18 protein-coding genes and 1 pseudogene are annotated in these 26,988 nt (G+C 71.8%); 11 read left to right on the top strand and 8 right to left on the bottom strand.

The genetic code is table 11. From position 1 onward, the window contains the following. Positions 1 to 39: 39 nt before the first annotated feature. The gene (locus ACZ5AJ_RS06545) at positions 40 to 2,880 is read left to right on the top strand and encodes an MMPL family transporter (RefSeq protein ID WP_464138181.1); all 2,841 of its coding nucleotides are present in this window, start codon (positions 40 to 42) and stop codon (positions 2,878 to 2,880) included. After that, positions 2,877 to 5,771 (top strand): YhgE/Pip family protein, encoded by a 2,895-nt coding sequence (locus ACZ5AJ_RS06540; protein ID WP_464138179.1) that lies wholly within the window; start codon positions 2,877 to 2,879, stop codon positions 5,769 to 5,771. Before ACZ5AJ_RS06545 ends, ACZ5AJ_RS06540 begins: the two co-directional genes overlap by 4 nt. Positions 5,772 to 5,961: 190 nt before the next feature. On the opposite strand, the gene ACZ5AJ_RS06535 is transcribed toward ACZ5AJ_RS06540, so the two are convergent. The 3 genes from ACZ5AJ_RS06535 to ACZ5AJ_RS06525 form a co-directional block, all read right to left on the bottom strand. Further along, entirely contained in the window at positions 5,962 to 9,444 is a 3,483-nt protein-coding gene (locus tag ACZ5AJ_RS06535; RefSeq protein WP_464138178.1) for an error-prone DNA polymerase, read from the bottom strand. A 177-nt stretch (positions 9,445 to 9,621) separates the two neighbouring features. Further along, positions 9,622 to 11,310 (bottom strand): DNA polymerase Y family protein, encoded by a 1,689-nt coding sequence (locus ACZ5AJ_RS06530; RefSeq protein WP_464138176.1) that lies wholly within the window; start codon positions 11,308 to 11,310, stop codon positions 9,622 to 9,624. Continuing rightward, entirely contained in the window at positions 11,310 to 12,302 is a 993-nt protein-coding gene (locus tag ACZ5AJ_RS06525) for a hypothetical protein (protein ID WP_464138175.1), read from the bottom strand. The genes ACZ5AJ_RS06530 and ACZ5AJ_RS06525 overlap by 1 nt, the downstream gene beginning before the upstream one ends. A 139-nt stretch (positions 12,303 to 12,441) precedes the next feature. Between ACZ5AJ_RS06525 and ACZ5AJ_RS06520 the strand changes: the two are divergent. Further along, positions 12,442 to 13,472: pseudogene (locus ACZ5AJ_RS06520) on the top strand (SDR family oxidoreductase). Between the two features lie 72 nt (positions 13,473 to 13,544). Here the strand turns inward: ACZ5AJ_RS06520 and ACZ5AJ_RS06515 are convergent. Together ACZ5AJ_RS06515 and ACZ5AJ_RS06510 are read right to left on the bottom strand one after the other, a co-directional pair. Then, the gene (locus ACZ5AJ_RS06515; RefSeq protein WP_464138706.1) at positions 13,545 to 14,345 is read right to left on the bottom strand and encodes a TrmH family RNA methyltransferase; all 801 of its coding nucleotides are present in this window, start codon (positions 14,343 to 14,345) and stop codon (positions 13,545 to 13,547) included. Positions 14,346 to 14,468: 123 nt separating this feature from the next. Next, entirely contained in the window at positions 14,469 to 15,263 is a 795-nt protein-coding gene (locus tag ACZ5AJ_RS06510; RefSeq protein ID WP_464138173.1) for an ABC transporter ATP-binding protein, read from the bottom strand. Positions 15,264 to 15,369: 106 nt separating this feature from the next. On the opposite strand from ACZ5AJ_RS06510, the gene ACZ5AJ_RS06505 reads away from it, so the two are divergent. Both ACZ5AJ_RS06505 and ACZ5AJ_RS06500 read left to right on the top strand, forming a co-directional pair. Beyond that, on the top strand, positions 15,370 to 17,016 hold the full coding sequence (locus ACZ5AJ_RS06505) for an RNB domain-containing ribonuclease (protein WP_464138171.1): 1,647 nt from the start codon (positions 15,370 to 15,372) through the stop codon (positions 17,014 to 17,016). Continuing rightward, positions 17,013 to 17,795, top strand: coding sequence for a hypothetical protein (locus tag ACZ5AJ_RS06500; RefSeq protein WP_464138170.1), 783 nt, complete (start codon positions 17,013 to 17,015; stop codon positions 17,793 to 17,795). The genes ACZ5AJ_RS06505 and ACZ5AJ_RS06500 overlap by 4 nt, the downstream gene beginning before the upstream one ends. Before the next feature lie 56 nt (positions 17,796 to 17,851). Here the strand turns inward: ACZ5AJ_RS06500 and glgA are convergent, their stop codons facing one another. Beyond that, a complete protein-coding gene (gene glgA / locus ACZ5AJ_RS06495) occupies positions 17,852 to 19,048 on the bottom strand; it encodes a glycogen synthase (RefSeq protein ID WP_464138168.1) in 1,197 nt (398 codons plus the stop codon). 79 nt (positions 19,049 to 19,127) lie between these two features. Between glgA and glgC the strand changes: the two genes are divergently transcribed. Continuing rightward, the gene (gene glgC / locus ACZ5AJ_RS06490; protein ID WP_464138167.1) at positions 19,128 to 20,366 is read left to right on the top strand and encodes a glucose-1-phosphate adenylyltransferase; all 1,239 of its coding nucleotides are present in this window, start codon (positions 19,128 to 19,130) and stop codon (positions 20,364 to 20,366) included. Between the two features lie 54 nt (positions 20,367 to 20,420). Continuing rightward, on the top strand, positions 20,421 to 21,176 hold the full coding sequence (gene serB / locus ACZ5AJ_RS06485) for a phosphoserine phosphatase SerB (RefSeq protein WP_464138165.1): 756 nt from the start codon (positions 20,421 to 20,423) through the stop codon (positions 21,174 to 21,176). A gap of 87 nt (positions 21,177 to 21,263) precedes the next feature. Here the strand turns inward: serB and ACZ5AJ_RS06480 are convergent, their stop codons facing one another. Both ACZ5AJ_RS06480 and fabG read right to left on the bottom strand, forming a co-directional pair. Next, positions 21,264 to 21,791, bottom strand: a complete 528-nt coding sequence (locus ACZ5AJ_RS06480; RefSeq protein ID WP_464138164.1) for a SixA phosphatase family protein — start codon at positions 21,789 to 21,791, stop codon at positions 21,264 to 21,266. Between the two features lie 64 nt (positions 21,792 to 21,855). Further along, positions 21,856 to 22,581 carry a 3-oxoacyl-ACP reductase FabG gene (gene fabG / locus ACZ5AJ_RS06475; protein ID WP_464138162.1) on the bottom strand — a complete coding sequence of 242 codons (726 nt, stop codon included), beginning with the start codon at positions 22,579 to 22,581 and terminating at the stop codon, positions 21,856 to 21,858. Between the two features lie 125 nt (positions 22,582 to 22,706). On the opposite strand from fabG, the gene ACZ5AJ_RS06470 reads away from it, so the two are divergent. The 4 genes from ACZ5AJ_RS06470 to ACZ5AJ_RS06455 all read left to right on the top strand — a co-directional run bounded on the left by ACZ5AJ_RS06470 (position 22,707) and on the right by ACZ5AJ_RS06455 (position 26,875). Continuing rightward, positions 22,707 to 24,410 (top strand): hypothetical protein, encoded by a 1,704-nt coding sequence (locus ACZ5AJ_RS06470; RefSeq protein WP_464138160.1) that lies wholly within the window; start codon positions 22,707 to 22,709, stop codon positions 24,408 to 24,410. 239 nt (positions 24,411 to 24,649) lie between these two features. Next, positions 24,650 to 24,910, top strand: coding sequence for a hypothetical protein (locus ACZ5AJ_RS06465; protein ID WP_464138159.1), 261 nt, complete (start codon positions 24,650 to 24,652; stop codon positions 24,908 to 24,910). Continuing rightward, the gene (locus ACZ5AJ_RS06460) at positions 24,907 to 26,091 is read left to right on the top strand and encodes an SURF1 family cytochrome oxidase biogenesis protein (RefSeq protein ID WP_464138157.1); all 1,185 of its coding nucleotides are present in this window, start codon (positions 24,907 to 24,909) and stop codon (positions 26,089 to 26,091) included. Before ACZ5AJ_RS06465 ends, ACZ5AJ_RS06460 begins: the two co-directional genes overlap by 4 nt. Further along, entirely contained in the window at positions 26,063 to 26,875 is an 813-nt protein-coding gene (locus tag ACZ5AJ_RS06455) for a glycerophosphodiester phosphodiesterase family protein (protein ID WP_464138155.1), read from the top strand. The genes ACZ5AJ_RS06460 and ACZ5AJ_RS06455 overlap by 29 nt, the downstream gene beginning before the upstream one ends. Positions 26,876 to 26,988 lie beyond the last annotated feature (113 nt).

Raw genomic sequence — 26,988 nt, 5'->3', positions numbered from 1 at the left:
ACTGCTCCTCCCCGCCCCGATACCGCCTCTGGAGGCCGTGTGTCCTCGTCCCTGCACCGGCTCGGCCGCGCTATGGCCGCAGCACGCTGGAAGATCGTCGCCGTCTGGACCGTCCTGCTGGTCGCCGTGGGAGGTCTCGCGGTCGGACTCGGAGGCTCCTTCTCGACAGCCTTCGAGATCCCGGGCACCGAGGCGCAGAGCGGCATCGACAGCCTCGCCACCCGCTTCCCCGAGATGGGCGGCGCCAGCGGCCAGGTCGTCTTCGTCACCTCCGACGAGACGGATGTCGACGACCAGCAGGCGGCGATCGAGTCCGTCATGGAGGAGATCGGCGATGTCGACGGGGTCGAGGCCTCCCCCTCGCCCTTCGACGAGTACTCCGAGGGCACGCGCAGCGACGACGACACCGCGATCATCGCCCAGTTCCAGATGGACGGGCAGATCGGCGAGTTCCCCGACACCTCAGTCGACGAGATCCAGGAGATCGTCGACGACGTCGCCTCGGAGCATCCGGGGCTCGAGGCGCATCTGGGCGGCACCGTGCTGCAGAGCGCCGAGATCCCCTTCGGCATCGGAGAGATCGTCGGCATCGTCCTGGCGCTGATCATCCTGGCGATCGTCTTCCGCTCCCTGATTCCCGCGGTCATCCCGATCATTACGGCCATCGTCGGCGTGGGCACCTCGATGATGGCCGTCATGGCGCTCGCGGCGGGCATGGAGATCCCCTCGGTCACCACCTCGCTCGGGGCGATGCTGGGACTCGCCGTCGGCATCGACTACGCGCTGTTCATCCTCTCCCGCCACCGCGACCAGCTCGCCCGCGGCGCCGACGTGCGCGAGTCCGTCGGCGAGGCGCTCGCCACCTCCGGCAGCGCCGTGATCTTCGCGGGCCTGACCGTGATCATCGCCCTCATCGGCCTCTTCGTCACCGGCATCCCGTTCCTGACCATCATGGGCGTCGCCGCCGCCGGGACCGTCGCCCTCGCGGTGCTCGTCGCGCTGACGCTCCTGCCGGCGATCATGGGCATCGTCGGAGAGCGGCTGCGCCCTCGCCGCGTGCGTCGGCTGATGGAGGAGAACGGCGGCGTCCTGCCAGACGAGGCCGAGATCTCCGATCCCGCGGAGCAGGACGGGAAGGGCCGCCGCAAGCGCCCCTTCGGCACCGGCTGGGTGCGGCTCGCGACCAAGGTGCCGGCGCTGACGATCCTCCTCGTCGTGATCGGGCTCGGCGCTCTCGCCATCCCCCTCAAGAACCTCGAGCTCGCCCTGCCCGACCAGGGCACCGAGGAGCCCGGCACCTCCGCCCGCGACACCTATGACCTCATCGCCGAGGAGTTCGGCGCCGGCTACAACGGCCCTCTGCTGGTCACCGCCGACATCATCAACACCGATGACCCGCTCCAGGTCGTCGAGGACCTCGAGACGCGCATCTCGGATCTGGACGATGTCAAGGAGATCCAGATCGCGACTCCCAACACCGGCGCCGACCTGGCCGTCATCTCCGTGATCCCCGAGGGCGGTCCCACCGAGCAGTCCACCAAGGACCTCGTCCAGGAGCTGCGCGACCACGCGGCCGACTGGGAGGCCGAGTTCGGCATCTCCGACGTCACCGTCACCGGGTCGACCGCCGTCGGCATCGACACCACCGACAAGCTCTCCTCCGCGCTGCTGCCGTTCGGCATCTTCGTCGTCGGCCTGTCCCTGATCCTGCTGGCTCTCGTCTTCCGCTCCGTGTGGGTGCCGATCAAGGCGTCCCTGGGCTACCTGCTCTCCGTCGGCGCCGCCTTCGGTGTCACGGCGATGGTCTTCGAGTACGGCTGGTTCAACGCTCTCCTGAACGTGAGCGTCAACGGGCCGGTGGTCGCCTTCATGCCCATCATGGTCATGGGCGTCCTGTTCGGCCTGGCCATGGACTACGAGGTCTTCCTCGTCTCGCGCATGCGCGAGGAGTACGTCCACTCGGGAGACGCCCGCGGCGCCATCGAGCGCGGCTTCACCGGCAGCGCGCCGGTGGTCATCGCGGCTGCGCTCATCATGACCAGCGTCTTCGCCGGGTTCGTCACCTCCGGCTGGTTCATGCTGCAGCCGATCGCCGTCGCCCTCGCGGTGGGCGTGCTGGTGGACGCGTTCGTCGTGCGCATGACCCTGGTCCCCGCCGTCCTGGCGCTGCTGGGACGGCACGCCTGGTGGCTGCCGCGCTGGCTCGACCGTCTGCTGCCCAAGGTCGACGTCGAGGGCGAGGGCCTCGCCGCCGTTCTCGAGCATCGCCGGTGGACCGAGGTCCACGGCGAGACGGCGCTGCGCCTCGAGGACATGGTGGCGCCGCTGATCGGGGCCGACGGCACGCTCGGCCCGCTCACCGGTGCCGTCTCCCCCGGCACCCTGCTCCTCGTGCGCAGCAGTGACGACGCGGCCCGTCGGACCTTCCTCGAGCTCGCCTCCGGGCGCCTCGAGCCGACCTCCGGACTGCTCGCCCTGCACGACCGGCTCGCCCCCGACGACCTGGGGGCCATGCAGGCGCAGGTCCACCGCATCGGCGAGGGCGAGGACGTCGCCGCGCGCGCCGCCCGGATCGATGAGGCGAGAGCGGGCACGTCGATCATCGTGATCGACGACGCCGCGGACCTCGCCAGGCCCGCAGTCCTCGCCGCCGGGACCGTCGGCCGTCTCGAGGAGCTCATGCGCGAGGGCGCCGTCGTCGTCGTCGGCTCCCCCGCCGACGACGATGCGGAGACCACCGAGATCGAGCAGACGATCATCGGTCGCCTCGAGGACCCCTCCCGCTGCATCGCCCTGCGTGTCGCGCGCGCCCGTCCGGGTGCCGAACCCGATCACCGCACCGACGCCTCCGACGCCGCCTCCGAAGGAGCCCTGGCATGAAGACCATCGGACCGAAGACCCTGAACCACCCCCGCTCCCTCGCCGTCATCCTGCTGCTCCCGCTGCTCGTGGTGGGCGTGGGCATGTGGGCCCTGACCGGGCGGCTGGACAACCTCGACCAGGTGCCCGCCGCTGTCGTCAACCTCGACGAGGGCACCGTGATGGAGGTCGACGGCGAGGAGCAGACGGTTCCCCTGGGCCGCTCCCTCGCCGGTGCGCTCACCCAGCCCGACACCGCGTCCTCCGACGACGACGCGACCTCGGACGACGCGTCCTCGGTGCTCGACGGAGCAGGCTTCGACTGGCAGCTGACGACCGAGGACGACGCCGAGGCCGGGCTGAAGGACGGCACCTATGCCGCCGTCGTGATCATCCCCGAGGACTTCTCCGACAACCTCGCCTCTATCGGCTCGACCGATGCCGTGCAGGCACGCATCGAGGTGCGGACCAACGACGCCTCCGGAGCGCTGGAGGGAGCCATCGGCAGCGCCGTGGGCTCCGCCGCGGCCTCCTCGATGGGCACGACCTTCACCGAGCAGTACCTCGACGGCCTCTACGTCGGCTTCAACGACCTGCAGTCGAGCTTCTCCGACGCCGCCGACGGCGCGCAGGACCTCGCCGACGGCGCCTCCGACCTGTCCGACGGCACCGACGAGCTCGCCGATGGCACGTCCGAGCTCGCCGATGGCGCAGGCCAGGTGGCCGACGGCGCGGACGACCTCTCCAGCGGGACCGGCGAGCTGGCTGACGGCACCACCGAGCTCGCCGACGGCTCCGGCTCCCTCGCGGACGGCCTCGGCCAGCTCGCCGACGGCGCCGACGACCTCGGCACCGGCACCGTCGGGCTCGCCTCCGGGCTGTACGACCTCGCGGACGGCACGGACGACCTCGCCACCGGTGTCAGCGGCATCGACACCGCGCTGAACGGCGACGGCAGCGCAGAGAACCCCGGTCTCGTCGGGGGCGCCCAGCAGCTCTCCGACGGCCTCTCCGGCGATGGCAGCGCCGAGAACCCCGGACTCGCGGACGGCGCCGAGTCCCTCGCCGACGGCACCGACGAGCTGGCCTCGGGCGCGTCCGACCTCGCCGACGGAGCGAGCACCTACGCCGACGGCGCACAGTCCGCCTACGACGGCCTCGCGCAGGGCCTGGAGGGCGATGGCACCGCCGAGAACCCGGGCCTGGCCGGCGGGGCGAGCAGCCTCGCCGACGGCGCCTCCGAGCTCTCGAGCGGCGCCTCGCAGCTCGGGACCGGCGCGCAGCAGGTCGCCGACGGCGCCGCACAGCTCAGCGGAGCGCTCGACGGGCCGCTGAGCGCCGAGCAGCCGGCGGAGATCTCCTCGATGTCCGACGCCGCGGCCGTGGTGCAGACCGAATGCACCGCCGAGGGCGATGCGACGGCATGCATGCAGGCCGCCCAGATCCTCGCCGGCTACTCGAGCGCCGTGGACCAGGGCCTCAACGGCGACGGCACGGAGTCGAACCCGGGACTGGTCACGGGGACGCAGGGCATCGCCGAGGGCCTCAACGGCGACGGCACCGAGGCCGACCCCGGTCTCGTCGGCGGTGCCGAGCAGCTCTCCACCGGGGCGAGCACCCTGTCCGAGGGAGCCACTGCCTTCTCCGACGGTCTCGCCGAGGCCTTCGAGGGCGATGGCACCGCGTCGAACCCCGGCCTGATCGGCGGCGCCGAGTCGCTCTCCGACGGCGCCGGGCAGCTGTCCTCCGGATCGGACGACCTCGCCGACGGCGCCCGCGGTCTCGCGGACTCCCTGCCCGCCGTCGTCGACGGCGTCGCGCAGCTCTCCGACGGCCTCGGCCAGCTCGGCGACGGAGCCTCCCAACTGTCGGACGGCGCCACCCAGCTGTCCGACGGTGCCCGCCAGAGCGCCGACGGCGCCTCCCAGCTCTCCGACGGCGCGACCCAGCTCGCCGATGGGACCCGCCAGAGCGCCGACGGCGCGGGCGAGCTCTCCGACGGCGCGACCCAGCTCGCCGACGGCACCACGCAGCTGGCCGACGGCGCGGACCAGCTCGCCTCGGGCACCCGGGACCTGGCCGACGGCACCTCTGAGCTCGCCGACGGGACCTCGGAGCTGGCCGACGGCTCCTCCCAGCTGTCCGACGGCACCACGGAGCTGGCCGACGGCCTCTCCGACGGCGCCGATCAGATCCCCACATACACCGAGTCCGAGCGCGAGACGATGTCCGCCCAGGGCGCCGCTCCGGTCACGTCGACCACCACCCGCGACAACGAGGCCTCCGGTGCCGCGACCGCGACCTTCCCCTTCGTGGTCGCCCTCGCGCTCTGGCTGGGCGCCTTCGCGGTGTTCCTGCTGATGCCGGCGCTCTCACCGCGCCTGCTGTCGTCGGCTCTGCCGATGTGGCAGGTGGTGCTGCGCTCGATGCTGCCGGGCCTGGCGATCGCCGGCATCCAGGCAGTGGCGGTGCTGGCGCTGCTGACCGCCATCGGCATCGATCCGGTCTCCCCGCTCGCGGTGGGTCTGATCAGTCTCGTCGGAGGCGCCATGTTCGTGGCCGTCCACCAGGCTCTGCTGACCGTCTTCGGGGAGCGGACCGGCCGCGTGCTGTCGATCCTGCTGCTGGTGCTGCAGGTGGTGATCCTCACCGGGATCCTGCCCACGGCCACCGCCCCGGCGCTGCTGCAGTCGATCAGCGGCTTCATGCCGATCTCGATCGTCAGCCAGGGTCTCGTCCACGCCTCCCTGGGCGGCACCCTCACCTCGACCTCGACCACGCTGCTGGCGATCCTCGCCTGGTTCGCCGTCGCCCTGGTGGTGGCGCTGACCGCCTCCCGCGGCGCACGGGTCCTGCGTCCCTCCCACGGGAGGCTCCCGGCCGACACCCGCAAGGAGCCCGTCGCCGCCTGACCCGGGCTGGGCTGGGCTGGCACGCTCCTCCTGGTCATGCGGGTACGGGCGGGTCACGCGGGCGAGCAGTGTCCGTCTACCACCGTTTGAACGGCGTTCAAGCGGTGGTAGACGGACACTGCTCGGTGGAACCGCCTCTGGGACCGCCTCTGGAACCGCCTCTGGGGCCGCCCCGGAGACCGCTCACCGCTCAGCGGAAGTCGCGCGAGGGCCCGGCGGCGGCCAGGTCGAGAGCGGCGACGTCGTCGGCCACCAGGCTCACCGCGCCGGAGGCGTTCTCGACGATCCCCCGCAGTACGACCGCGCGGGAGGTGCGCAGCAGAGCCCGGTGGCGGGTCCAGAAGCCTTCCGAGCAGACCACGTTGAGGATCCCGGTCTCGTCCTCGACGCCGAGGAAGGTGACGTTCCCGGCGGTCATGGGTCGCTGCCGGTGGGTGATCACCCCGGCGGCCCGCACCCGCGAGGAGTCCTCCACCTCCCGCAGCGCACGGATCGCGAGCACGCCGTCGGCCGCGAGGTCCTCCCGCAGCAGCGCCATCGGATGATCGGCCAGGGTGATGCCGGTGGCCCAGGCGTCGGCGGAGGCGAGCTCGGCGTCGCTCATGCCCGGCAGCATCGGTGCGCGGGCGCCGACGCTCAGGTGCGGCAGGGTCTCGGGCGATTCCTGGGCGGCGGCGCCCGCGGCCCACAGCGCCTGGCGCCTGGTGGAGGCGAGGGCGTCCAGGGCGCCGGCCGTCGCGAGAGCCTCCAGCTGACGGGCGCTGAGGCGCACCCGTCGGGCGAGGTCGGGGACGTCGGCGAAGGGGCCTCCGCGCTCGCGCTCGGCGACGATCTCCTCGGCGAGCGCGGTGCCGATCCCCCGCACCTGGTCCAGGCCGAGCCGGATCGCGGGTCCGCGTGCGGCCGTCCGCCCCTGCACCTGCTCCCCCGGCGCGTCCTCGTCGACACGATAGGGGCGATGCTCGGCGTCGGTCTCCAGATCCGTGCGGGCGCGGCTGACCAGGACGTCGGGACCGCGGGTGACCACCCCATGACGGCGGGCGTCGGCGACCAGGGACTGCGGCGAGTAGAAGCCCATCGGCTGGGATCGCAGCAGCGCCGCCGTGAACGCCGCCGGGTAGTGGCACTTCAGGTACGAGCTCGCGTACACGAGGTAGGCGAAGGAGTAGGCGTGGGATTCGGGGAAGCCGTAGTTGGCGAAGGCCAGCAGCTTGCGATGGATCGCCTCGGCGTCCTCGCCGACGATGCCGTGCTCCGCCATCCCGGTGAAGAGGGCGTCGGACAGCTCGAGCATCTTCTGGGTGGAGCGCTTGGAGCCCATGGCGCGGCGCAGCCGGTCCGCCTGGGCGGGGGTGAAGTCGGCGACGTCGACGACCATCTGCATCAGCTGCTCCTGGAACAGCGGGATCCCGAGCGTGCGTCCGAGGGACTTCTCCAGCCGCGGGTGGAGGAAGGTGACCTCCTCCTCCCCGGCGCGGCGTCGGATGTAGGGGTGCACGGAGCCGCCCTGGATGGGGCCGGGGCGGATGAGCGCGACCTCGACCACGAGGTCGTAGAACTCGCGGGGCCGCAGCCGCGGGAGGGTGGAGATCTGGGCGCGCGACTCGACCTGGAACACGCCCACGCTGTCGCCCTCGCAGAGCATGTCGTAGACGGCAGGATCCTCCTGCGGCAGGGTGCGCAGCTCGAACGTCTGGCCGTGGTGCTCGGCGACGATCCGCAGCGCATGGTCCAGCGCCGTCAGCATCCCCAGCCCCAGCAGATCGAACTTGACGAGTCCGGCGTCGGCGCAGTCGTCCTTGTCCCACTGCAGGACGGTGCGATCCTCCATCGCCGCCCACTGCACGGGGCACACCTCGATCACGGGCCGATCGCACAGCACCATGCCGCCGGAGTGGATGCCCAGGTGCCGGGGTGCGTCCCGGAGGCGCCGGGCGAGGTCGACGACGTCCGCCGGGATGTCGGCCTTCTCGAGCGAGGAGAAGGAGCGCTCGATCCGCTTGGAGAAGGCGTCCTGGGAGCCGGTGTCGTAGCCGAGCGCGCGGGCGGCGTCGCGCACGGCGAGCTTCGCGCGATAGGTGATGACGTTGGCGACCTGGGCGGCGTTCTCCCGTCCGTAGCGGGCGTAGACGTGCTGGATGACCTCCTCGCGGCGATCGGAGGCGATGTCCACGTCGATGTCCGGCGGGCCGTCCCGCTCCGGGGCGAGGAAGCGCTCGAACAGCAGATGATGGCCGACGGGCTCCACGGCGGTGATCCCCAGCGCGTAGCAGACGGCGCTGTTGGCTGCCGATCCGCGGCCCTGCGCGAGGATCCCTTCGCGGCGGCAGAAGTCCATGATCTCGTGGACGATCAGGAAGTATCCGGGGAAGTGGAGGTCGCAGATGACCCGCAGCTCGTGGTCGATCTGCGCCCAGGCGCCGGGGACGCGCTCGCCCGGCGCCTCCGCCTCCTCCGCCTTCTCCGCCTTCTCCGCCTTCTCCGCCTCCTCTGCGGACTCCGTCGGCCGCGGACCGTACCGCTCGCGGCCCTCGACCTCGACGAGCTCCCGCAGCCAGCTGGCCTCGTCATGTCCCGCGGGCACCGGGAAGGGCGGCAGATCGGGGGCGAGAAGGCGCAGGTCGAGGGCGCATTCGGCGCCGATCCGAGCGGCTCCGGCGACGGCCTGCGGATAGCGCGGCAGCAGCTGCAGCATCTCCTCGCCGCTGCGCAGGTGACAGGGGCGGGAGGAGAGATGGGGGTCGGCCTCCGCGAGCGGAGCGCCTGCGCGCAGCGCTGCGTGGACGTCGGCCAGGCGCTTGTCGGCCGGGCGTGCGCAGTGCGCGTTCGAGGTCGCGACGATCGGCAGGGAGACCGCGTCCAGGTCCCGCTCCTCCCGCACCAGACGCGCTCCCTGGACGAGGGCGTCGTGCAGATCGTCGGCCTCTGCGCCCCCGCCGACGATCAGCTCGACGGCGACGTTGCCCTCGCCGAACAGGTCCAGCAGGCGCGCGATCGCCTCGGCCGCGGCATGGGCGGCGCCTTCGAGGTCCCCGTCGGCCAGGCGTGCGGCGGCGGACCGGGAGACGGCCCCCTTGCGGCATCCGGTGAGGATCTGCCAGCGGCCCTCGTGGGCGAGGCGGGAGAGCTCGGTCAGGCGGTAGCGGGGGGCGCCCTTGGTGCGGCCGTCCAGGTGGGCGCGGGCGATCGCCGCGGACAGGGATCGGTAGCCCTCCTCGTCGCGCACGAGGACGAGCAGGTGCTCGCCATCGGGGTCGGGGACTCCGGTGCGGGGCGAGGTGAGCACCGGGGTGGTACCGGCGGTGATCGCGCCGGGCTCGAGGCCGAGGGTCAGCTCCGCCCCGAAGACGGTCGCGATCTCCTGGTCGGCGGCGGCGCGGGAGAAGCGCACGGCGCCGGGCAGGCCGTCATGGTCCACGAGGGCGAGGGCGTGCAGGCCCAGTCGGGCGGCCTGGTCGACCATGTCCTCGGGGCTCGAGGCCCCGTCGAGGAAGCTGAAGTGGGAGTGCGCATGCAGCTCGGCGTAGTCGACCGTGCGGACGGGACGATAGGGGTCCTCTGCCCGGCCGGTGCGCTCGACGACGATCGGCGGGGAGACGAGCTCCGCGGGTCGGTCCGAGAGGATCGCCTCGATGTCCTTCCATGCGGGCGGTCCGAGGAACCAGCTGCTCATGGTCGTCCTCCGTCCACAGCTGCACTCACGAACGCATCGTCTGGGTCGAGTGTTGATATGGATACTGCTGAATGGCGCTGTGACTCACTCTCCGCGCATGCCGCGTGTGTATCTGTGTGTAAATCACGATGTCCGGCCGACGTGCTTCCGGCCGACGTGCGCTCAGGCATCATGTGCTCAGTCATAGAGGCCCTCGATCGTCCAGGCTCCTGTGTGCGAGAGCGCCAGCAGGCCGACGTCCTCGCCGTCCGGGGCGCGCACCAGCAGCTGCATGCGGGCGCCGCGCGTCCCCTCCGGTGACCACCAGCGCTCGTCGATGACGACGGGCGCCCCATGGGAGAGCACCGTGTGCGTCGTGACGGTGCGCAGGCCAGCCCGCTCGAGGGCCGGTGCGCCGGGAGCGTCGATCCGCAGCAGCGCTGGGGATGCGCTGAGCAGACCGCGGGCGGTGACGACGACGGGGGTGCCGTCCGCGTCCAGCAGGTGCACGCCCGGACGGTCCCGGAAGACGGTCGCGGGAACGGGCCGCGGCAGCGCGCCCGGCCATGGCCCGTCCTTCCGGGCAGGCCGCTCGCTGCGCCACGGCACCAGACGCACCTCGTCGCTCAGCAGGCGTCCGCCGACGAGGGCGGGGACCTGCACGGCCTCCTCCCCCGCGAGTCCCTGTGCACGGGCGAAGGCGCGCTCGGCCCGCTGCGCCGCCTCGCCGGCACCGCCCCACAGCGCCGGCGCGCTCTCCCCCGCCGGGGCGAGCTGCACGGGCTCGAGCGCGATCCGGGTGATCGCGCCGGTCGCCGGTCCTCCCAGACGCGCGCGGGTGATCCATCCGTCGCACTGCCAGCGGATGCGGTCCACGATGTCGGTGACGGACAGGGCTCCGTCATGCCGCCAGGTGCGCTCCATCTCCTCCCCGTCCTCGGTGCGGGCGAGGATCCGCAGCCTCGTGCACACCAGCCCTCGCGAGATGAGCTGCTCATGCAGCTGCTCGGCGAGCGGGCGGGCGACGAAGGCGGCCTGGTCGGTGCGCACCAGCGGGGTCTCCAGCACGATCTCCGCGTGCACGGGCTGCTCGGGGTGATGGGCGGCCGGCGGTGCGGGCTCCCCTCCTCGCGCGAGCAGATGCAGCAGGGCGACGTCGGGGCCGAAGCGGTCGGCGACGGAGGCTGCGGGCAGGGCGGCCAGGTCTCCGAGGGTCGCGATCCCCAGGCGCTGCAGCAGGCCGACGGTCTCGGCGAGGTCCAGCGGACGCTCCGCCCGCACGGCCGACGGCTGCCCGCGATGCCCCCAGCCGGGGCCGACGGGCGCCTGGTGCAGTGCGGAGACCGCATGCGGCGCGAGATAGTCGGCGCTGCGTCCGGGGCGGACGATGCGGCCGGGGATCGCGGCGAGCAGCGCGGCGAAGGGACCGTCGGCGATGCCGACGCCGCAGTGCCATCCGGTGAGCTCGGCGACCGCGTCGATGATCCGCTCGGCCAGGGCCTCCTCGCCGCCGTGGTGCCGGGCGGGGCCGCGGGCGGCCATCAGCAGAACTCCCGGGCGCAGGACGTCGACGCCGGCCGCGACCGTGTCCACGGCCGCGGCGACCAGCTCGAACAGGCCTGATTCGTGCTCCCGGTCGGCCTCCAGGACGAGTGCCTCCGGACAGGCGGCGCGCGCGGCACGGCGCCTCATCCCCGGCAGCGCCCCGGCCGCTCGGGCTGCGGCATCGGCATGGGTGACGCGATGGCGGTCGATCAGCAGGACGGGGCGCTCGGCCTCGGCCGACTGCGCCGCCTCGGCCTGGCGCTGATGGCGGTCCAGTGCGGCCAGCAGCGGCCATTCCGGGACGATCACGGCGGCGGTCCGCGCAGCAGGGCCCGCGGCCATCACACGGCCTGCCTCATCATGTGCAGAGCGGGACGCTCCCGCTCCTCCGCGCCGGACGCCCATGCACTCCGTGTGCCCTGAGCGCTCCAGGCGCTCTCGGGATGCTCGAGGCGGGACCCGCCGACGGTCTCGATCAGGCCCATGGCCTGCGGGAGGAGCACCTCGACGCTGCTCTCCCCTGCGATGCCACGACCGCGGGAGACGACCTCCAGGCGCCGACGGCGGATCCGTCCGCTGCCGGCACCGAGCCCCTGCCATTCGAGAGAGGCGGAGGTCAGAGCGATATCCGCACGACCGGGGGGCGCTGCGGCGAGGACCAGGGTGTCGGCGGCTCGGGCCCGACCCAGCAGGCTCCGCCACAGCGCCGGTGCCAGCTCCAGGTCCGGACCCAGCACGAGCACGCCCACCCCGTCGGCGAGGGCGGAGAGCACCTGCGGGGCCTGCTCCCCGAGCATCGGGACGATCGCGAGGCGGTGCGGGTCCAGTCCGGTGTCCAGCGCGGAGCGCAGCCCGAGATCGGGCATGCCGGCGACCGCGCACCAGCCGTCATCCCCCGTCGCGGCCACGGCCAGGGACATCAGCAGCGAGGTGGTCGCCGTCCCCGTGATCGCGACGGAGCTGCCGGCGCGCAGACCGGTGCGGGGGAACAGGGCGGCCAACGGCGCCGGCACCTCCAACCGGGTGCCGTCGGCCGAGGGCAGCGATGCTGAGCCCGACTCCGAGCCCGGCGCCGACGCAGGGGCGACGGGAGCGGTCCGGCCCGATCCCTCGTCGGACGGATGGCCCCCGCCGGGGATATGGCGCAGCGCGGTGCGGTCGATCCGTCCGCCCCAGCGGGCGGCGCTGCGCTCTGCTGCGCCGAGGGCGGCCCGCGCGCGGGCGAGCTTCTCCGCATGCTCCACCGCATGTGCTGACGCATGCGGCGACGACTGCGCCGACGTGTCGGCCGCTGTCTCCCCGGTTGAGGCCGCCCACGGAGCGAGCAGGGACATGACCATCTCCGTCCTCCCTCCTCCTCTCGGGTCCCGACCACGACATGAATCGAACTGACGTTCGAACAATACGCGTGTACGGGTGTCTCCTCAAGATGTGAAGGGTGATGCTTCGAACAACTGCACGAAGTTTCGCAGGATGGTCCGACGGACGAAGGGCCGGAGCCGGAGCCGGAGCCGGGAGAGGCGTCAGCCCCATGCATCCCCGTCCGATGGCGGAGACCCCGAGCGGTCCCGGAAGGCAAGTCTCCATGAGCCTGTCCTTCCCTCCGTGGTCGGTGAGCGGTCCCACCGCAGGGATGGAGGCCACCCGGCAGGGAGGAACTGGCCGTTCCTTCCTCGGTCCGGCCCGGCGGGTGTCGCATGGTGCCGACGGACGGGCCGACAGGTCCGCCGACGGGCGGCCCGACGCCGTCGGGCCTGCCGCACCGATCGCTCAGGAGATGCATATGGACGACGAACAGAGCACCGGCCGACCGGGGCCTCCTCCGGCATCGGTGCCGCCACCGCGCGCGCCCTCTCCGCCGACGGCTGCCGGGTGGTGCTGCTCGCACGGCGCCTCGACCGCATCGAGGCCCTCGCCGCCGAGCTCGGCGACGGGGCCCTCGCCATCCGGGCCGACGTCACCGACCGTGACGCCCTGCTGGCCGCCGCAGCGCGGGTGCAGGAGGAGCTGGGCGGCGCCGACGTGCTGGTCAACAACGCCGGCACGATGCTGCTGGGCCCCTTCTCCTCGGAGCAGCACCGGGACTACCGCACGATGATCGAGGCGAACCTGCTCGGCGCCATCACCGCCACCGAGGTGTTCTCGACCAGCTCACGGCGGGCGGCGGTGACATCGTGAACATCTCCTCGGTGGCCGGGCGCACCGCTCGTGCGGGCAACGGCGTCTACGCGGCCACCAAGTGGGGCATCGACGGCTGGTCCGAGTCGCTCCGCCAGGAGCTGCTGCCGGACGTGCGCGTGACCCTGATCGAACCCGGGGTGGTGGACACCGAGCTGCCCACGCACATCACCCACGCGGCGACCCGCGAGGCCGTGCAGAAGGGATACGACACGGCGACCGTCTCCCCGGACGAGGTCGCGGAGATCATCGCCTTCGTGCTGGCCCGCCCCCGCCACCTGGTCATCAACGAGGTCCTGCTGCGGCCCGCGGACCAGCTGGGCTGAGCATCGGACAGGACTCGGGAGAGAGCGCATGCGGACGCGCTCGCTGGGCTGCGGACGTGGTCGGTCCGGGCCCTACGTGAGCTTCGCCCGGCGCTGCCAGAGCACCACGGCGCTCGCCGCCGCCACGTTCAGCGAGTCCACTCCCCCGGCCATCGGGATGATCACGTGCTCGTCCGCGGCGGCGAGGGTCGAGGGCTGCAGGCCGTGCCCCTCGGTGCCGAGCACGAAGGCGACCTTGCGGTCCGGGCCCAGGTCCACGCGGTCCAGCGGCGCCGCCTGCTCGGTGAGCGCGAGGGCGAGGACGTCGAAGCCGGCCTCGTGCAGCAGATCGACACCGTCCGTCGGGGCGGGCTCCCCCGGCGGATGCGGGGCGTGGGGCCATGCCCCGAGGCGGGTCCACGGGACCTGGAACACGGTGCCCATCGACACCCGGATCGACCGACGGTACAGAGGATCCGCGCAGCGCGGGGTCACCAGCACCGCGTCCACGCCGAGCGCGGCGGCGGAGCGGAACATGGCGCCCACGTTGGTGTGGTCGACGATGTCCTCGAGCACCACCACGGTCCGTGCGCTCTCCAGCAGCTCCAGGAGCTCGGCGGCGTCCGGCAGGACGGGCCGGTGCATCGCGGCGAGCGCCCCGCGGTGGAGGTGGAATCCGGTGATGCGTTCGAGCAGGGGCTCCTCGCCGACCAGCACGGGCACCTCGGGGAAGCGTGCATACAGCGGTGCGAACCTCTCGAGCCACTTCTCGGACATGAGGAAGGACCGCGGCGCCATGCCCGCGTCGATCGCGCGGGAGATGACCTCGTAGCTCTCGGCCATGAACAGTCCGCGCTCGACCTCCACGCGGGAGCGCAGGCGCACGTCCGTCATCCGCAGGTAGTCGTCGAGCGCGGGATCGGAGGCGTCGGCGATGCGGCGGATCTGCGCGTCGGCCTCCCGGACGGAGCCGTCGGCGGTGTCGTCGGCCGGGCTGTCGGTGCTCTGCCCCACCGGTCAGTCCAGGGAGAGGGAGCGGGCGGTGAAGCGCTGGCCGCGCTTCTCGGCCACGAGCGGCAGGCCGAAGGTGCGGGTGAGGTTCTGTGAGGTGAGGGTCTCGTCGATCGGGCCGGCGGCCACCAGCGCGCCCTGGCGCAGCAGCGCCACATGGGTGTAGCCCGGAGGGATCTCCTCGACATGGTGGGTGACCAGAACCGTCACCGGGGTGGCCGGATCCTTGGCGAGGCGACCGAGGGTGCGCACGAGGGACTCGCGCCCGCCGAGGTCGAGGCCCGCGGCGGGCTCGTCCAGCAGCAGCAGCTCGGGATCGGTCATCAGGGCGCGGGCGGCGAGGACGCGCTTGCGCTCGCCGGTGGACAGGGTGCCGAACATGCGGTCGAGATGGGCGCCCATGCCGAAGGCCTCCAGCAGGGTGCGGGCGCGGTCGAGGTCGAGGTCCTCGTACTGCTCCTGCCAGCGGCCGACGACGCTGTATCCGGCGGTGACGACGACGTCCAGCGCCTTCTCCTCGACGGGGATCGTCTCGGCGAGCTCCTGGGAGGCCAGGCCGATCAGCGGACGCAGCTCGAACACGTCGACCTTCCCCAGCTGCTCGCCGAGCACGGAGACCGTCCCGGAGGTCGGATGCATGCGGGTGGACAGCAGGCGGATCATCGTCGACTTGCCGGCGCCGTTGGGGCCGAGCACCGCCCATCGCTCGCCCTCGGCGATCTCCAGGGACACGGAATCGAGGATGTTGCGCCCGTTGCGGCGGACCACGACGTCGGTGAAGGAAGCTGCAGCGAAGGCCATGGCAGGAAGCCTATCGCCCGAGCCGCCCCGCCGTAGACTGGCGCGGCCCGGATCCGCTGGCCGTCGGGTCCGGAGCAGCCGACCGTCGAGCGTCGAGGAGGCCGCTGTGCCGCATCGTCCTGTGTCCCTTCACGCCGAGCGCGGATCCGTCGCGCTCGATGACATCCGCCGCGGTGTCGACGAGCTGCTCGCCGCCGCCGGAGAGGACCTCCCGGTGGAGTTCCCTGCCGAGGTCCTCGCCGAGGCGGAGGCCGCCGCCGAGCGTGCGCTGACGTCGGAGGCGACCGGCATCGCCGACTCATCCGCCGGTCGCCGGGATCTCACCTCCATCCCCTTCGTCACCCTCGACCCGGCAGGGTCGACGGACCTCGACCAGGCGATGCATCTCGAGCGTGATGGCGACGGGTACCGGGTGCGGTACGCGATCGCGGACGTGCCCTGTTTCGTCGTGCTGGACGGAGCCATCGATCATGAGGCGCGTCGACGGGGCGCGACGGTGTACCTCCCAGACCGGCGCATCCCCCTGCATCCCGAGGTCCTCTCCGAGGGCGTCGCCTCGCTGCTGCCCGGTCAGGCTGCTCCCGCCTTCGTGTGGACCCTGGAGCTGGACGGGCGCGGGGAGGTCACGGACGTCGCCCTCGACAGGGCGCTCGTGCGCTCGCAGGAGAAGCTCGACTACGAGGGCGTGCAGATCGATCTCGACGCCGGCAGGGGGCATCCCCAGATGCTCCTGCTGCAGGAGATCGGCGGCCTGCGCACGGTCCTGGAGGCCGAGAGGGGCGGTGCGAGCCTGAGCATCCCCGAGCAGGAGGTCGAGGCCGACGGCGATCGTGTCCGCCTGAGCTGGCGGCGCCCTGCCCCCATCGAGGACGCCAACGCCCAGATCTCGCTGATGACCGGGATGGCGGCAGCCGGCCTCATGGTCGAGCACGGGGCGGGGATCCTGCGGACCATGCCTCCGGCCGACGACGCAGCCATGCGGCGCTTCCGCCATCAGGCCGACGCGCTCGGCGTCTCCTGGCCGACGGATCTTCCCTATGGGCGCTTCCTGCGGACGCTGGACTGGCGCGAGCCGACGCACCTGGCGCTGCTGAACCAGGCCGGGTCCCTCTTCCGCGGAGCCTCGTACGCGGCGTTCACGAGCATCGACGAGATCCCCGGCGATCCCGTCCAGGCCGCGATCGCCGCACCCTATGCGCACACCACCGCTCCCCTGCGGCGGCTCGTGGACCGCTTCGTGCTGCTGGTCTGCCATGCGCACTCTCGCGGTATGGCCCCTGATCCGGCTCTGCTGGAGGCGATCGGGGTGCTGCCCGAGCTGATGCGCAGGGCCGCAGGCCGCGGCGGCGACCTCGAGCGTCGGGCGATCGACCTGGTCGAGATCGCCGCTCTCGCATCATGGACCGGACAGGTCGTGGAGGCGACCGTCATCGACCGTCGGGAGGAGTCGGTGAGCGAGGACGGCACCCGGAACGCCCCCACCCGCGTCGAGGTGCAGATGATCGATCCGCCGGTGACCGCATGGGTTCCGATGGACGCCCGCCCCGGGCAGACGGTGAGGATCCGCATCGACCCGGCTGACCCGGCTGACCCGGCTGACCGCAGCGTCGCGCTCGTCCCCGCCGGACCGCTGCCTGAGAGCCCGGCTCCTGCTGGCCCGGTCCCTGCCGGCCCTCCCCCTGGTGGCCCAGCTGCCAGCGGCCCAGCCACCAGCGGCTCGGCGTCCGCTCAGGCTTCGGAGGTGGCTCCATGACCCGCGATCCCGGCCGCGATCTGCTGGCTCTCCCGCGTGCCGCCGTGCTCATGCTGTGGGCGGCCGCATATCTCCGCGGCGACGTCGGCCCCGACGATGCCGCGGAGCTCTCCCGCGGGGCCGACCGCACCGAGGACGGCGGGAGCGGCGTCGACCTGTTCGACTGGCTGACCGCGCTGCGCCGCCTGCCGCTCGCACAGCTGCGCCTGGTGCTTCCCGTGCCCGGGCGGATCGCGGGGCTCGTCGGCCCGCCTGCGGCGCTGCCGGCAGCGCTCGAGGCGGAGCAGGCGATCGTCGTGACTGCGGCAGGCATCGCCGACCACACCCTCGTCCCCGAGATCACGCCCGCTCCCACCGATCACGGGAGGGTGCAGAAGGTCTCCTGGCTGCGGTTCGACGCCCCGGTCGGGGCGCAGGTGCCGCCGCCCGCCACGTCGGGCTCCGCCCGCGAGGAGCTCCTGCACGCCCTGCGCCGCGCAGCGACCTCCAGCATCGACCTCGACCTGGTCCCAGAGGAGCCCGTCGAGCTCGCCCGCGTCCCCGAGCACTGGGCGGCCACGGGGCTGCCCAGGCACCTCGATCCCGCGGACTCCCACCTCCTGGTGCTCGCCGCCCGCACGCTGCTGCTCGTCCAGGACGAGCTCTCCGACGACTCCGCCCGTACCGTCTCCCTCGGCGACGAGACGGCCCGGCGCAGCCTGCTGGGCGAGCTGCGGGACGCCTCCCGCACGGCGCTGATCGAGGTCGTGGAGCGGATCGTCCATGCTGAGCTGGTCTGAGCTGGTCTGAGCTGGTCTGTGCTCACCCGGCTCGGCGCTGAGCAGCCGCGGGCTGCTCAGCGCCGCTGCTGCTCGAGCACGGTCCGATAGACCTCCAGCGTGCGATCCGCGATCGACGTCCAGGAGAAGTGCTCGGCTGCGCGGCGACGTGAGGCCGCCCCCATCTGCTTCGCCCTCTGCGGATCGGAGACCATGCGGGTGAGGGCGGCGGCGAGGTCGGAGACGAAGGCCGCAGGATCCACCGGCGTGCCGGTGCCGTCGGAGACCTGCTCGAGCTGCACGAGGTATCCGGTCTCGCCGTCGACGACGACCTCGGGGATCCCTCCCGTCGCCGAGGCCACCACGGGGATCCCGCAGGCCATGGCCTCGAGGTTCACGATCCCCAGCGGCTCGTAGATGCTCGGGCACACGAAGGTCGTCGCATGGGAGAGCAGCTGGGTGAGCTCGCCCCGGGGCAGCATCTCAGTGATCAGGTGCACGCCCTGGCGGGTCTGCTGCAGCTCTGCCACCAGGCCGTCGACCTCGGCGGCGATCTCCGGGGTGTCCGGCGCCCCGGCGCACAGCACGACCTGCACCTCCTCGGGCAGCTCGCGCACGGCGCGCAGGAAGTAGGGCAGTCCCTTCTGGCGGGTGATGCGGCCGACGAACACGATCGTCGGCGCCTCGGGATCGATGCCGCGCGAGGTCAGCGCCTCGGTCTCCGGATTGGGCTGCCACACGTCGATGTCGATGCCGTTGTGGACCACGTGCACCTTGCGCGGATCCACGCTCGGGTAGGCGCGCAGGATGTCATCGCGCATGCCCGCGGAGACGGCGATGATCCCCGCAGCTCCCTCGTAGGCGCTGCGCTCGGCGAAGGAGCTGAGGCGGTAGCCGCCGCCGAGCTGCTCGGCCTTCCAGGGACGGAGCGGCTCCAGCGAGTGGGCCGAGAGCACGTGCGGGATGCCGTGGAGGAGGGAGGCGATGTGGCCGGCGAAGTTCGCGTACCAGGTGTGCGAATGGATCAGGTCGGCCCCGGCGCAGTCCTGGGCGATCAGGAGGTCGGTGCCGAGGGTGGCGAGGGCGGCGTTGGCTCCCTCGAGCTCCGCCGGGGCGCGATAGGCATGGGTGCCCTCCTCGTCGCGATCGGCCCCGAACGCCCGCACCTGCACGTCGAGGCGGGGACGCAGCACTCGGGTGAGCTCCGCGACGTGCACTCCGGCCCCGCCGTAGATCTCCGGCGGGTACTCCTTGGTCAGCAGGTCGACGCGCATTCGTCGGACTCCTTCGATCGGTCGATGATCGACGCCGGACGCGGCGTGATCGGGGCCACGTCTGCATTATCCTCGATGCATGTCCAAGAAGGTCCTCGCCATCGTCCTCGCCGGAGGCGAGGGGAAGCGGCTGATGCCCCTGACCCTCGACCGCGCCAAGCCCGCCGTCCCGTTCGGCGGCATCTACCGCCTGATCGACTTCGCCCTGTCGAACATCGTCAACTCCGGCTATCTGCGGATCGTCGTGCTGACCCAGTACAAGTCCCATTCCCTGGACCGGCACATCGCGCAGACCTGGCGGATGAGCTCCCTGCTCGGCAACTATGTGGCACCGGTGCCCGCCCAGCAGCGCACGGGGAAGCACTGGTTCCGCGGCTCGGCCGACGCGATCGCCCAGTCCCTGAACCTCATCCACGACGAGAAGCCCGACTACGTCGTCGTCGTCGGCGCCGACAACATCTACCGCATGGACTTCTCGCAGATGCTCGAGGCCCACATCGAGTCCGGGAAGTCCTGCACCGTCGCGGCGATCCGCCAGCCGATCGAGCTGTCCGACCAGTTCGGCGTGATCGAGACGGATCCTTCGGATCCCACGACGATCACCGCCTTCGTCGAGAAGCCGACGACGACGGAGGGGCTCGCCGACGACCCATCCTCGATCCTCGCCTCTATGGGCAACTACATCTTCACCGCCGACGCCCTCGTCGAGTCCGTCACCCGCGATGCCGGGGATGACGGCTCCGCGCATGACATGGGCGGGGACATCGTCCCCTCGTTCGTGGCCGCGGGCGACGCCGCCGTGTACGACTTCATCCGCAACGACGTCCCCGGATCCACGGACCGCGACCGGGACTACTGGCGCGACGTCGGCACCCTGGACGCCTTCTACGAGGCGCACATGGACCTCATCTCCGTGCATCCCGTCTTCAACCTCTACAACGACCAGTGGCCGACCTTCACCGGCCACCGCAACGCTCCCCCGGCCAAGTTCGTCCACGCAGGTCCCGGTCGCGTCGGCTCCGCCGTCGACTCCGTGATCTCTCCCGGCGTGGTCGTCTCGGGGGCCCAGGTCTCCAGCTCGGTGCTCTCTCCCGGGGTCCGCATCAACTCGTGGTCCAGCGTGTCGGACTCGGTGCTGATGGACGACGTCACCGTCGGCCGTCACTGCCAGATCCATCGGGCGATCATCGACAAGGGCGTGGTGATCCCGCCGCGCACCCAGATCGGCCTGGACCCGGATGAGGATCGCGAGCGCGGCTGGGTCGTCACGGAGTCGGGCATCACCGTGATCGGCAAGGGCACGGTCATCGAGCACTGACCCTCTGATGCCCTCGCTGCGAGATGCGGCGGCACGGAGGGGACGAGGTCCGGCATGATCGGATCCACCAGGATGATCGTCGGCGCAGACCGCGCCGGCTCGAGGACGAACGCGAGCGCCGAACCCAGCATGAGCACCCCCAGCAACCTCAGCACCCCCACGAGCACCGCCACCGGACTGCTGATCTCCGACGTCGACTCGACGTTCCTCACCCAGGAGGTGATCGAGCTCGTCGCCGAGCACGCCGGCGTCCGCGACGAGGTCGAACGGATCACCACCGCCGCGATGCGTGGGGAGCTGGACTTCTCGCAGTCCCTGAGGGCTCGTGTGAAGCTCCTCGAGGGGCTGGACGAGTCGGTCCTCGCCCAGGTGCGCTCCGTGCTGGTGCCGACCGACGGAGCCGTTGAGCTGATGCGCCGCGCGAAGGCCGCCGGATGGGTGACAGCTCTGGTCTCAGGCGGCTTCCACGAGGTCATCGACGAGCTCGCCGCCGAGGTCGGCATCGATCACGTCATCGCCAACCGCTTCGGGATGAGCGAGGGACGCTTCACGGGCGAGGTCGAGGGGCCGATCGTCGACGGCACCGCGAAGCTCGCCGCGCTGCGCGAGCTGTCAGCGAGCCATGGCGTGCCGGCCGAGCGGATCGTCGCCCTGGGCGACGGCGCCAACGACCGCGCGATGATCGAGGCCGCCGGCACGGGCATCGCCTGGAGGGCCAAGCCCGCGCTGCGAGAGATCGCCGATGTGATCCTCGAAGGGCCTTCCCAGATGGAGGCCTGGCCCTATCTGGAGGCCGCCGCTCGTCGCTGAGCCCGCGCTTGGGTCGGGCTCGGGCAGCGCATGCGATGAGGCGGCCCGATCCCTCCGGGACCGGGCCGCCTCATCGATCGTCGCTGCTCAGGGGCGCACGATGGTGTGCAGCGTGAGGCTGCCGTCCCCCAGGTCGCCCCAATGCGGCAGAGCGCCGGAGAGCACTCCGAGGGCGCCCGTGGGCATCCCGATGCGGGCCTGCGCCATGGCTCCGGGGTCCGAGTCGTCGTCGGCGAGGTGGGAGACCAGGGTCGCCATGGTCGGCTCATGCCCGATCACCATCACGACACCGTGGGAGTCCTTGACGCCCTGGAGGCGGTGAAGCACCTCGAGAGGTCCACCGGCATAGATGTCCTCGTGGAAGGTGACCTTGCCGTCGAAGCCGGGCATCACCGACCGCAGCGCCTCCCAGGTCTCACGGGTGCGGACCGACTCCGAGACGAGGACCCGCGTGGGATGCACGCCCTGGGACTCGAGGTACTCCCCGATCAGACGGGCCTGCGTCTCGCCGCGATCGGCGAGACGGCGCTCCTGGTCGAGCTGTCCACCGCCTCCCTCGGCCTTGCCGTGGCGCATCAGCAGGAGAAGACGACTGTCGGGGTCTTGGGAGGACATGGTGGTGCGATCACACCTTCGTTCCGTGGTGGGGCGGAGAGTCCGTGCGGTCTCCGAGGTCGGTTCAGTGTCCCATGCCCAGGCCGCCGTCGACCGGGATGACGGCGCCGGAGATGTAGGACGCATCGTCGCTCGAGAGGAACGTGACCACCTTGGCGACCTCCGTCGGATCGGCGAAGCGCCCGGCGGGGATCGACTTCCGGTAGGTCGCCTGCACGTCCTCGGCCAGCGCCTGGGTCATCTCCGTGTCGATGTACCCGGGGGCGACGACGTTCGCGGTGATGCCTCGGGACCCCAGCTCACGGGTGAGGGCACGGGCGATGCCGATCAGACCGGACTTCGAGGCCGCATAGTTCACCTGACCGGGCGAGCCGTACAGGCCCACCACCGAGGAGATCAGGATGATGCGGCCCTTCTTCTTGCGGATCATGCTCCTGATCACGCGCTTGACCGTGCGGAACGAGCCGGTGAGGTTCGTATCCAGGACCGTCTCGAAGGAGTCGTCGCTCATGCGCAGCAGCAGCTGATCGTCGGTGATGCCGGCATTGGCGACGAGCACCTCGATCGGACCGTGCGCCGCCTCCGCCGCCGCGATCGCCTCGTCGAGGCTCCCGCCGTCGGTGACATCGGCGGCGAGCGTGAGAGCACCCTCCGGCCCGCCCTGGCCCGACCGGCTGGTCACGGCCACCTTGTCGCCGCGGCGCAGGAACTCCTCGGCGATGGCGCGGCCGATGCCGCGGTTTCCGCCGGTGATGAGCACGCTGCGGGATTCGGTGGTGGTCTCGGTCATCGGGACTCCTCGTCTCTGTACGGGGCGGGAAAAGCTCTGTGCTCTACGATACGTGGCATCACCGTGTCGGGAGCCTAGGGGGGATCCCGTCCGCACAGCGTCTTCCCTTCGGAAAGGGCATGTTCATGGCCTATCGCTTCAACCCGCCGCCGAACTGGCCGATCGAGGATCCGCAGTGGTCCCCGCCCCCGGGATGGCAGCCTGATCCGGCCTGGGGTCCTGCTCCCGACGGCTGGAACTTCTGGATCGATGCCGATGCTGCCGTCGAGCCGGAGCCCGCTGCAGAGCCGGAGCCCACCGCTGCAGAGCCGGAGCCCACCGCTGCAGAGCCGGAGCCCACCGCTGTGGCGCCGGAGGAGCAGCCTCCTGCGGATCGCGTCGACGACGACGCCACCCGGGTCGCGGATTCCGGCCAGCCGGAGTCGCCTGCTCCGGACGAGGATCCCACCCATGTCTCCGGAGCTGACGCCGTGCACGTCGGCTCGGAACCGAGCTCGCCGGAGCCTGCCGGCTCCGGGCCCCAGGAGCTCGGGACCGATGCTCCCGAGCCCGCTCCCGCCTCCACCGACGCCGAGGCGCCGGTCGTCGCCGAGGCGCCGGTCGCCGCCGCCGACGGGTCCACGGCAGGAGAGGAGCTCACGCCAGGCGAGAACGCTGCACCGGGCGAGCGCTTCGAGGTGGAGGAGCCCGAACCGACGCAGCCGGCGAGCACCTCGGCGGAGACCGCAGAGTACGCAGGTCCGGAACTCGACGCCGATCTCGCCCAGCGCACGCCCTATGAGTCATCCGCTGCGGACCCCGCCGCAGAGGCGCCGGGGACGCAGGAGCCGTTCCAGAGCCAGCCGATCGGCCCCGGACAGCAGCCAGCGGCCGAAGACCAGCCGACTCCGGCGGACCAGCAGGGCCATCCCTCCCCCGAGCAGGGATACGGACAGGCTGCTCCGCCGACCGCCCCGGGCTATGGCCAGGCGCCCTCCCACGACCAGGCCGCTTCCGCCCAGCAGTACGGGCAGGCGTCACCCGCTCAGCAGTACGGGCAGGCGTCACCTGCCCAGCCGTATGGCCAGGCGCCCTCGTACGGTCCGGGATCACCCGCCGCTCAGCCGCCGAGCTACACGGGATCCCCTTCGGCCGACAGCGCCACCTGGACCGCCAGCACGGCGCCCGGGGACGCGCCGAAGAAGGGCGTGATCGCGAGGTTCTGGTGGGTCGGCTGCATCGTGCTGGTGCTGATCGTCCTGCTGATCGCCGTCATCGGCGGCGGCGTCCTCCTGCTCAACCGGGACTCCGGTGAGGAACGGGCCGAGGGAGCCACCACTCAGGAGCAGTCCGCCGAGGAGTCGGGCTCCGCCGAGGAGACCGTCGACGAGGAGTCCATGGAGGTCGTCACGCCGACGAACCTCGCCACCGTCGACGCCGCCGCCGAGCCTGTGGACATCGTCAGCACCGACGGCTCGGGCACCATGACGGTCTCCATGGCGTGGGTCGCCGACGAGGATCTTCCGAGCACCTACGGCGGCACGGTCACGCCGTCCGACAACGGCGACGAGTTCCTGGTGGTCACGGCCCGGCTCATCGTCGAGGACGGCACGATCGACCTGAACTCGTACCAGTTCGAGGTGGTCACGCCCTATGGCGGCACCCTGTCGCCGGCCACCTCCACCTACGAGCTCGAGGGCTCCGGACTGGACTACGACGCGCCGAGCTCCTTCGCGGCAGGCGACGAGTACACGATCCAGATCCTCTTCGACCCCTCCAAGGCAGGAGGCATGGTGCTGGAGTTCGACAGCTACTCCGACGTCTACTCCTGGGACATCGCGGCATCGTGAGCGCTCGCTTCAACCCCCCGCCGAACTGGCCGGAGCCCCCTTCTGACGAGTGGGTTCCGCCGGAAGGGTTCCGTCCCCCGTACACCTGGGGGCCGGTCCCGTCCGGATGGCGGCTGTGGGTCGAGGATGAGAGCGGCGATGAGCCGGCGGGCACCCCCGGAGCACCGCTGCAGAGATCCGAGGACGTCCCTGCCAGCGGCGCTCGGCCCCGTCAGAGGATCGAGACGTACCCTGTCTCGGTGATCAACCCCGGAATGTGGTCCCAGAACCATCTCGAGGACGAGGACTACGGGTTCGGTCCCGCGATCCCGAGGCGCGATCGACCGCGTCTCCGCCTCGCCATGACCATCACCGCGACCGTCCTCGGCTTCGCCGTGGCCGGTGCGGTCGCCTTCGGCTTCGTGCAGCTGACAGACTTCGCCGTCGAGGACCTGCCAGGCATGGTCACCGGGGCCGGTTCCCATCTCGCAGGCGCCGGGGGCGCTGCGAGCCGGTCATGACGCAGCAGCACGACCCGCATCGAACCGAGAGCACCTCCGCGGCCGACCCGGCGTCTGCGCTTCCGGAGGAGACCCGCCGAGAGATCCGCCGACGCATCATCCTCAGCCGAGAGACGGCGATCGGCCTCGTCGCCGTCCTGGTGTGCGCAGCGGTCTGCGTGGGCCTCGGCAGGTGGCAGTACGGCCGCTTCGAGGAGAAGCGCGAGACGGCAGCGATCGTCCAGGCGAACTATGACGCCGATCCCGTCGCCCTCGGTGACGTGCTCTCCAGCAGCGACGCTCCTCTCTCCGCGGACGACGAGTGGAAGGTCGTCGAGCTGCACGGCAGCTACTGCTCCGATCCTTCCTGCGTGCTGTACGTGCGCAACCGCACGTACAACAGCACCGTCGGGTTCCTCCAGCTGGTTCCGTTCACCGCCGACGACAGCGCTCAGATCCTGGTAGTGCGCGGCTGGGTCGCCTCCGACGAGGCGGGCGGGGTGCCCACCGATCCTCCAGCCGTTCCGGACGGGGAGATCACCGTGACCGTGCGGATGCGTCCGGCGGAGGCGGTCCTCTCCCAGCGATCCAATCCGGACGGCCAGGTGCAGACGATCACCCCGACCGAGGTCGCGGACCTGGTCCCGGGGCTCGGGGACCAGCTGGTGACGAACGCCTACGGCGAGCTCGCGACGGAGGACCCGGCCGGAGAACGTCCCACTCCTCTGTCCGCTCCCGACACATCACTGGGCAACCACCTCTCCTACACCTTCCAGTGGTGGATCTTCGCCCTATTCTTCCCCGGTGCTCTGATCTATCGCACCCGCCGGGCGATCCAGGATGCGCAGGAGGATGCGCTGGACGCGGCCGCCCGCGATCGCGGAGCATCAGGCGATCTCGGGAACAGCCCCGGAGACGGCGGAGCACGGGACCGCACCGCCCGGAGCGGCCCCGTCGCGAGCGGCATGCCGCAGGGCCCGGATGGGGCAGAGCGATCGGAGGGGACGGAGGAGCCGTCGCAGGAGAACGCCCGCACCGACGGCGGAGACCCGTCCAGGGGAACGGGCACCGCTGAGGGCGCAGCTCCGGGACCCCGCCCCCGCCATGACCGCAGCGGACGCCCGCGCCGACGCCCCGCCGCGCGTGCGCGCGGCATCGACGAGGAGGAAGAGGATGCCATCATCGACCAGACTCAGCGGTGAGAGGCCCGCAGGCACCAGCTCGCGGTTCCTGCCCGGTCGGCGCCCGCGCCGGATCGCCCACCGCGGTCTCGCGCTGGACGGGGCCGAGAACACGATGCGCGCCTTCCAGGACGCCCTCTCCGCCGGCGCGACGATGCTCGAGACCGACACCCGGGCCACCCGGGACGGGCTCGCGCTCGCCGTGCACGACGCCACCCTCACGCGCATCGCCGACGACTCCCGGCGGATCGACCAGCTCGGAGGCGCCGATGCCGGTGCCGTGCGACTGGCCGGCGGGGAGCCCCTCGCCCTTCTGGAGGACGTGCTGGGCACATTCACCGACGTGCCCGTGAACATCGATGTCAAGAGCACCGATGCGATCGGACCCGCCGTCGCGGCGATCGTGCGCACCATGAGCGCCCGACGGGTCTGCCTGACGAGCTTCGACGGAGGGATCGCACGACGGGCTGCGAACGAGGTCAAGCGCGTCACGGGGGTCGTGCCGATGCGCAGCCCCTCCCGCGGAGCGATGGCCGCCTTCGTCGCCGCCCGTGCGATCGAGGCGCCTCAGCGGATGATCGATCGCTTCCTCGCCCCCTACGGAGCGCTCCAGGTGCCGGTCCAGCACCAGGGCGTGCCCGTCGTCACCCCCGCGAACATCGCCGCCGCCCATCGGGCGGGCTGCGAGGTCCATGTGTGGACGATCGACGAGCCGACAGAGATGCTGGAGCTGCTGGCAGCAGGCGCGGATGGTATCATCACCAACCGCGTCGATCTGCTCTCCGAGCTCGTGGACGCCAACTGACCCAGCGGTGCTGCGCGCCGCGCCCTCGCTGTGCCCCGAGGGGAATAGCTCCTGGTCCAGGGGCGTTGGAACCGGGCAGACCTCTGCGGGCGTGCCGCCGCCCCACCCGAATC

This window comes from Brachybacterium zhongshanense, from assembly GCF_055385755.1.
The sequence above is the reverse complement of the archived record's forward strand: the minus strand, read 5'-3'. Positions and strand labels throughout refer to the sequence as shown.

Bases quoted from the DNA above. Each gene is read 5' to 3' on its own strand.
- ACZ5AJ_RS06500 (WP_464138170.1), top strand. From the start codon at position 17,013: ATGACCCGCGATCCCGGCCGCGATCTGCTGGCTCTCCCGCGTGCCGCC.
- ACZ5AJ_RS06535 (WP_464138178.1), bottom strand. From the start codon at position 9,444: ATGAGCAGCTGGTTCCTCGGACCGCCCGCATGGAAGGACATCGAGGCG.
- ACZ5AJ_RS06530 (WP_464138176.1), bottom strand. From the start codon at position 11,310: ATGGCCGCGGGCCCTGCTGCGCGGACCGCCGCCGTGATCGTCCCGGAA.
- ACZ5AJ_RS06510 (WP_464138173.1), bottom strand. From the start codon at position 15,263: ATGGCCTTCGCTGCAGCTTCCTTCACCGACGTCGTGGTCCGCCGCAAC.
- ACZ5AJ_RS06540 (WP_464138179.1), top strand. From the start codon at position 2,877: ATGAAGACCATCGGACCGAAGACCCTGAACCACCCCCGCTCCCTCGCC.
- ACZ5AJ_RS06470 (WP_464138160.1), top strand. From the start codon at position 22,707: ATGGCCTATCGCTTCAACCCGCCGCCGAACTGGCCGATCGAGGATCCG.
- ACZ5AJ_RS06515 (WP_464138706.1), bottom strand. From the start codon at position 14,345: ATGACGGACGTGCGCCTGCGCTCCCGCGTGGAGGTCGAGCGCGGACTG.
- fabG (WP_464138162.1), bottom strand. From the start codon at position 22,581: ATGACCGAGACCACCACCGAATCCCGCAGCGTGCTCATCACCGGCGGA.
- serB (WP_464138165.1), top strand. From the start codon at position 20,421: ATGATCGGATCCACCAGGATGATCGTCGGCGCAGACCGCGCCGGCTCG.
- glgC (WP_464138167.1), top strand. From the start codon at position 19,128: ATGTCCAAGAAGGTCCTCGCCATCGTCCTCGCCGGAGGCGAGGGGAAG.
- ACZ5AJ_RS06455 (WP_464138155.1), top strand. From the start codon at position 26,063: ATGCCATCATCGACCAGACTCAGCGGTGAGAGGCCCGCAGGCACCAGC.
- ACZ5AJ_RS06480 (WP_464138164.1), bottom strand. From the start codon at position 21,791: ATGTCCTCCCAAGACCCCGACAGTCGTCTTCTCCTGCTGATGCGCCAC.
- ACZ5AJ_RS06460 (WP_464138157.1), top strand. From the start codon at position 24,907: ATGACGCAGCAGCACGACCCGCATCGAACCGAGAGCACCTCCGCGGCC.
- glgA (WP_464138168.1), bottom strand. From the start codon at position 19,048: ATGCGCGTCGACCTGCTGACCAAGGAGTACCCGCCGGAGATCTACGGC.
- ACZ5AJ_RS06525 (WP_464138175.1), bottom strand. From the start codon at position 12,302: ATGTCCCTGCTCGCTCCGTGGGCGGCCTCAACCGGGGAGACAGCGGCC.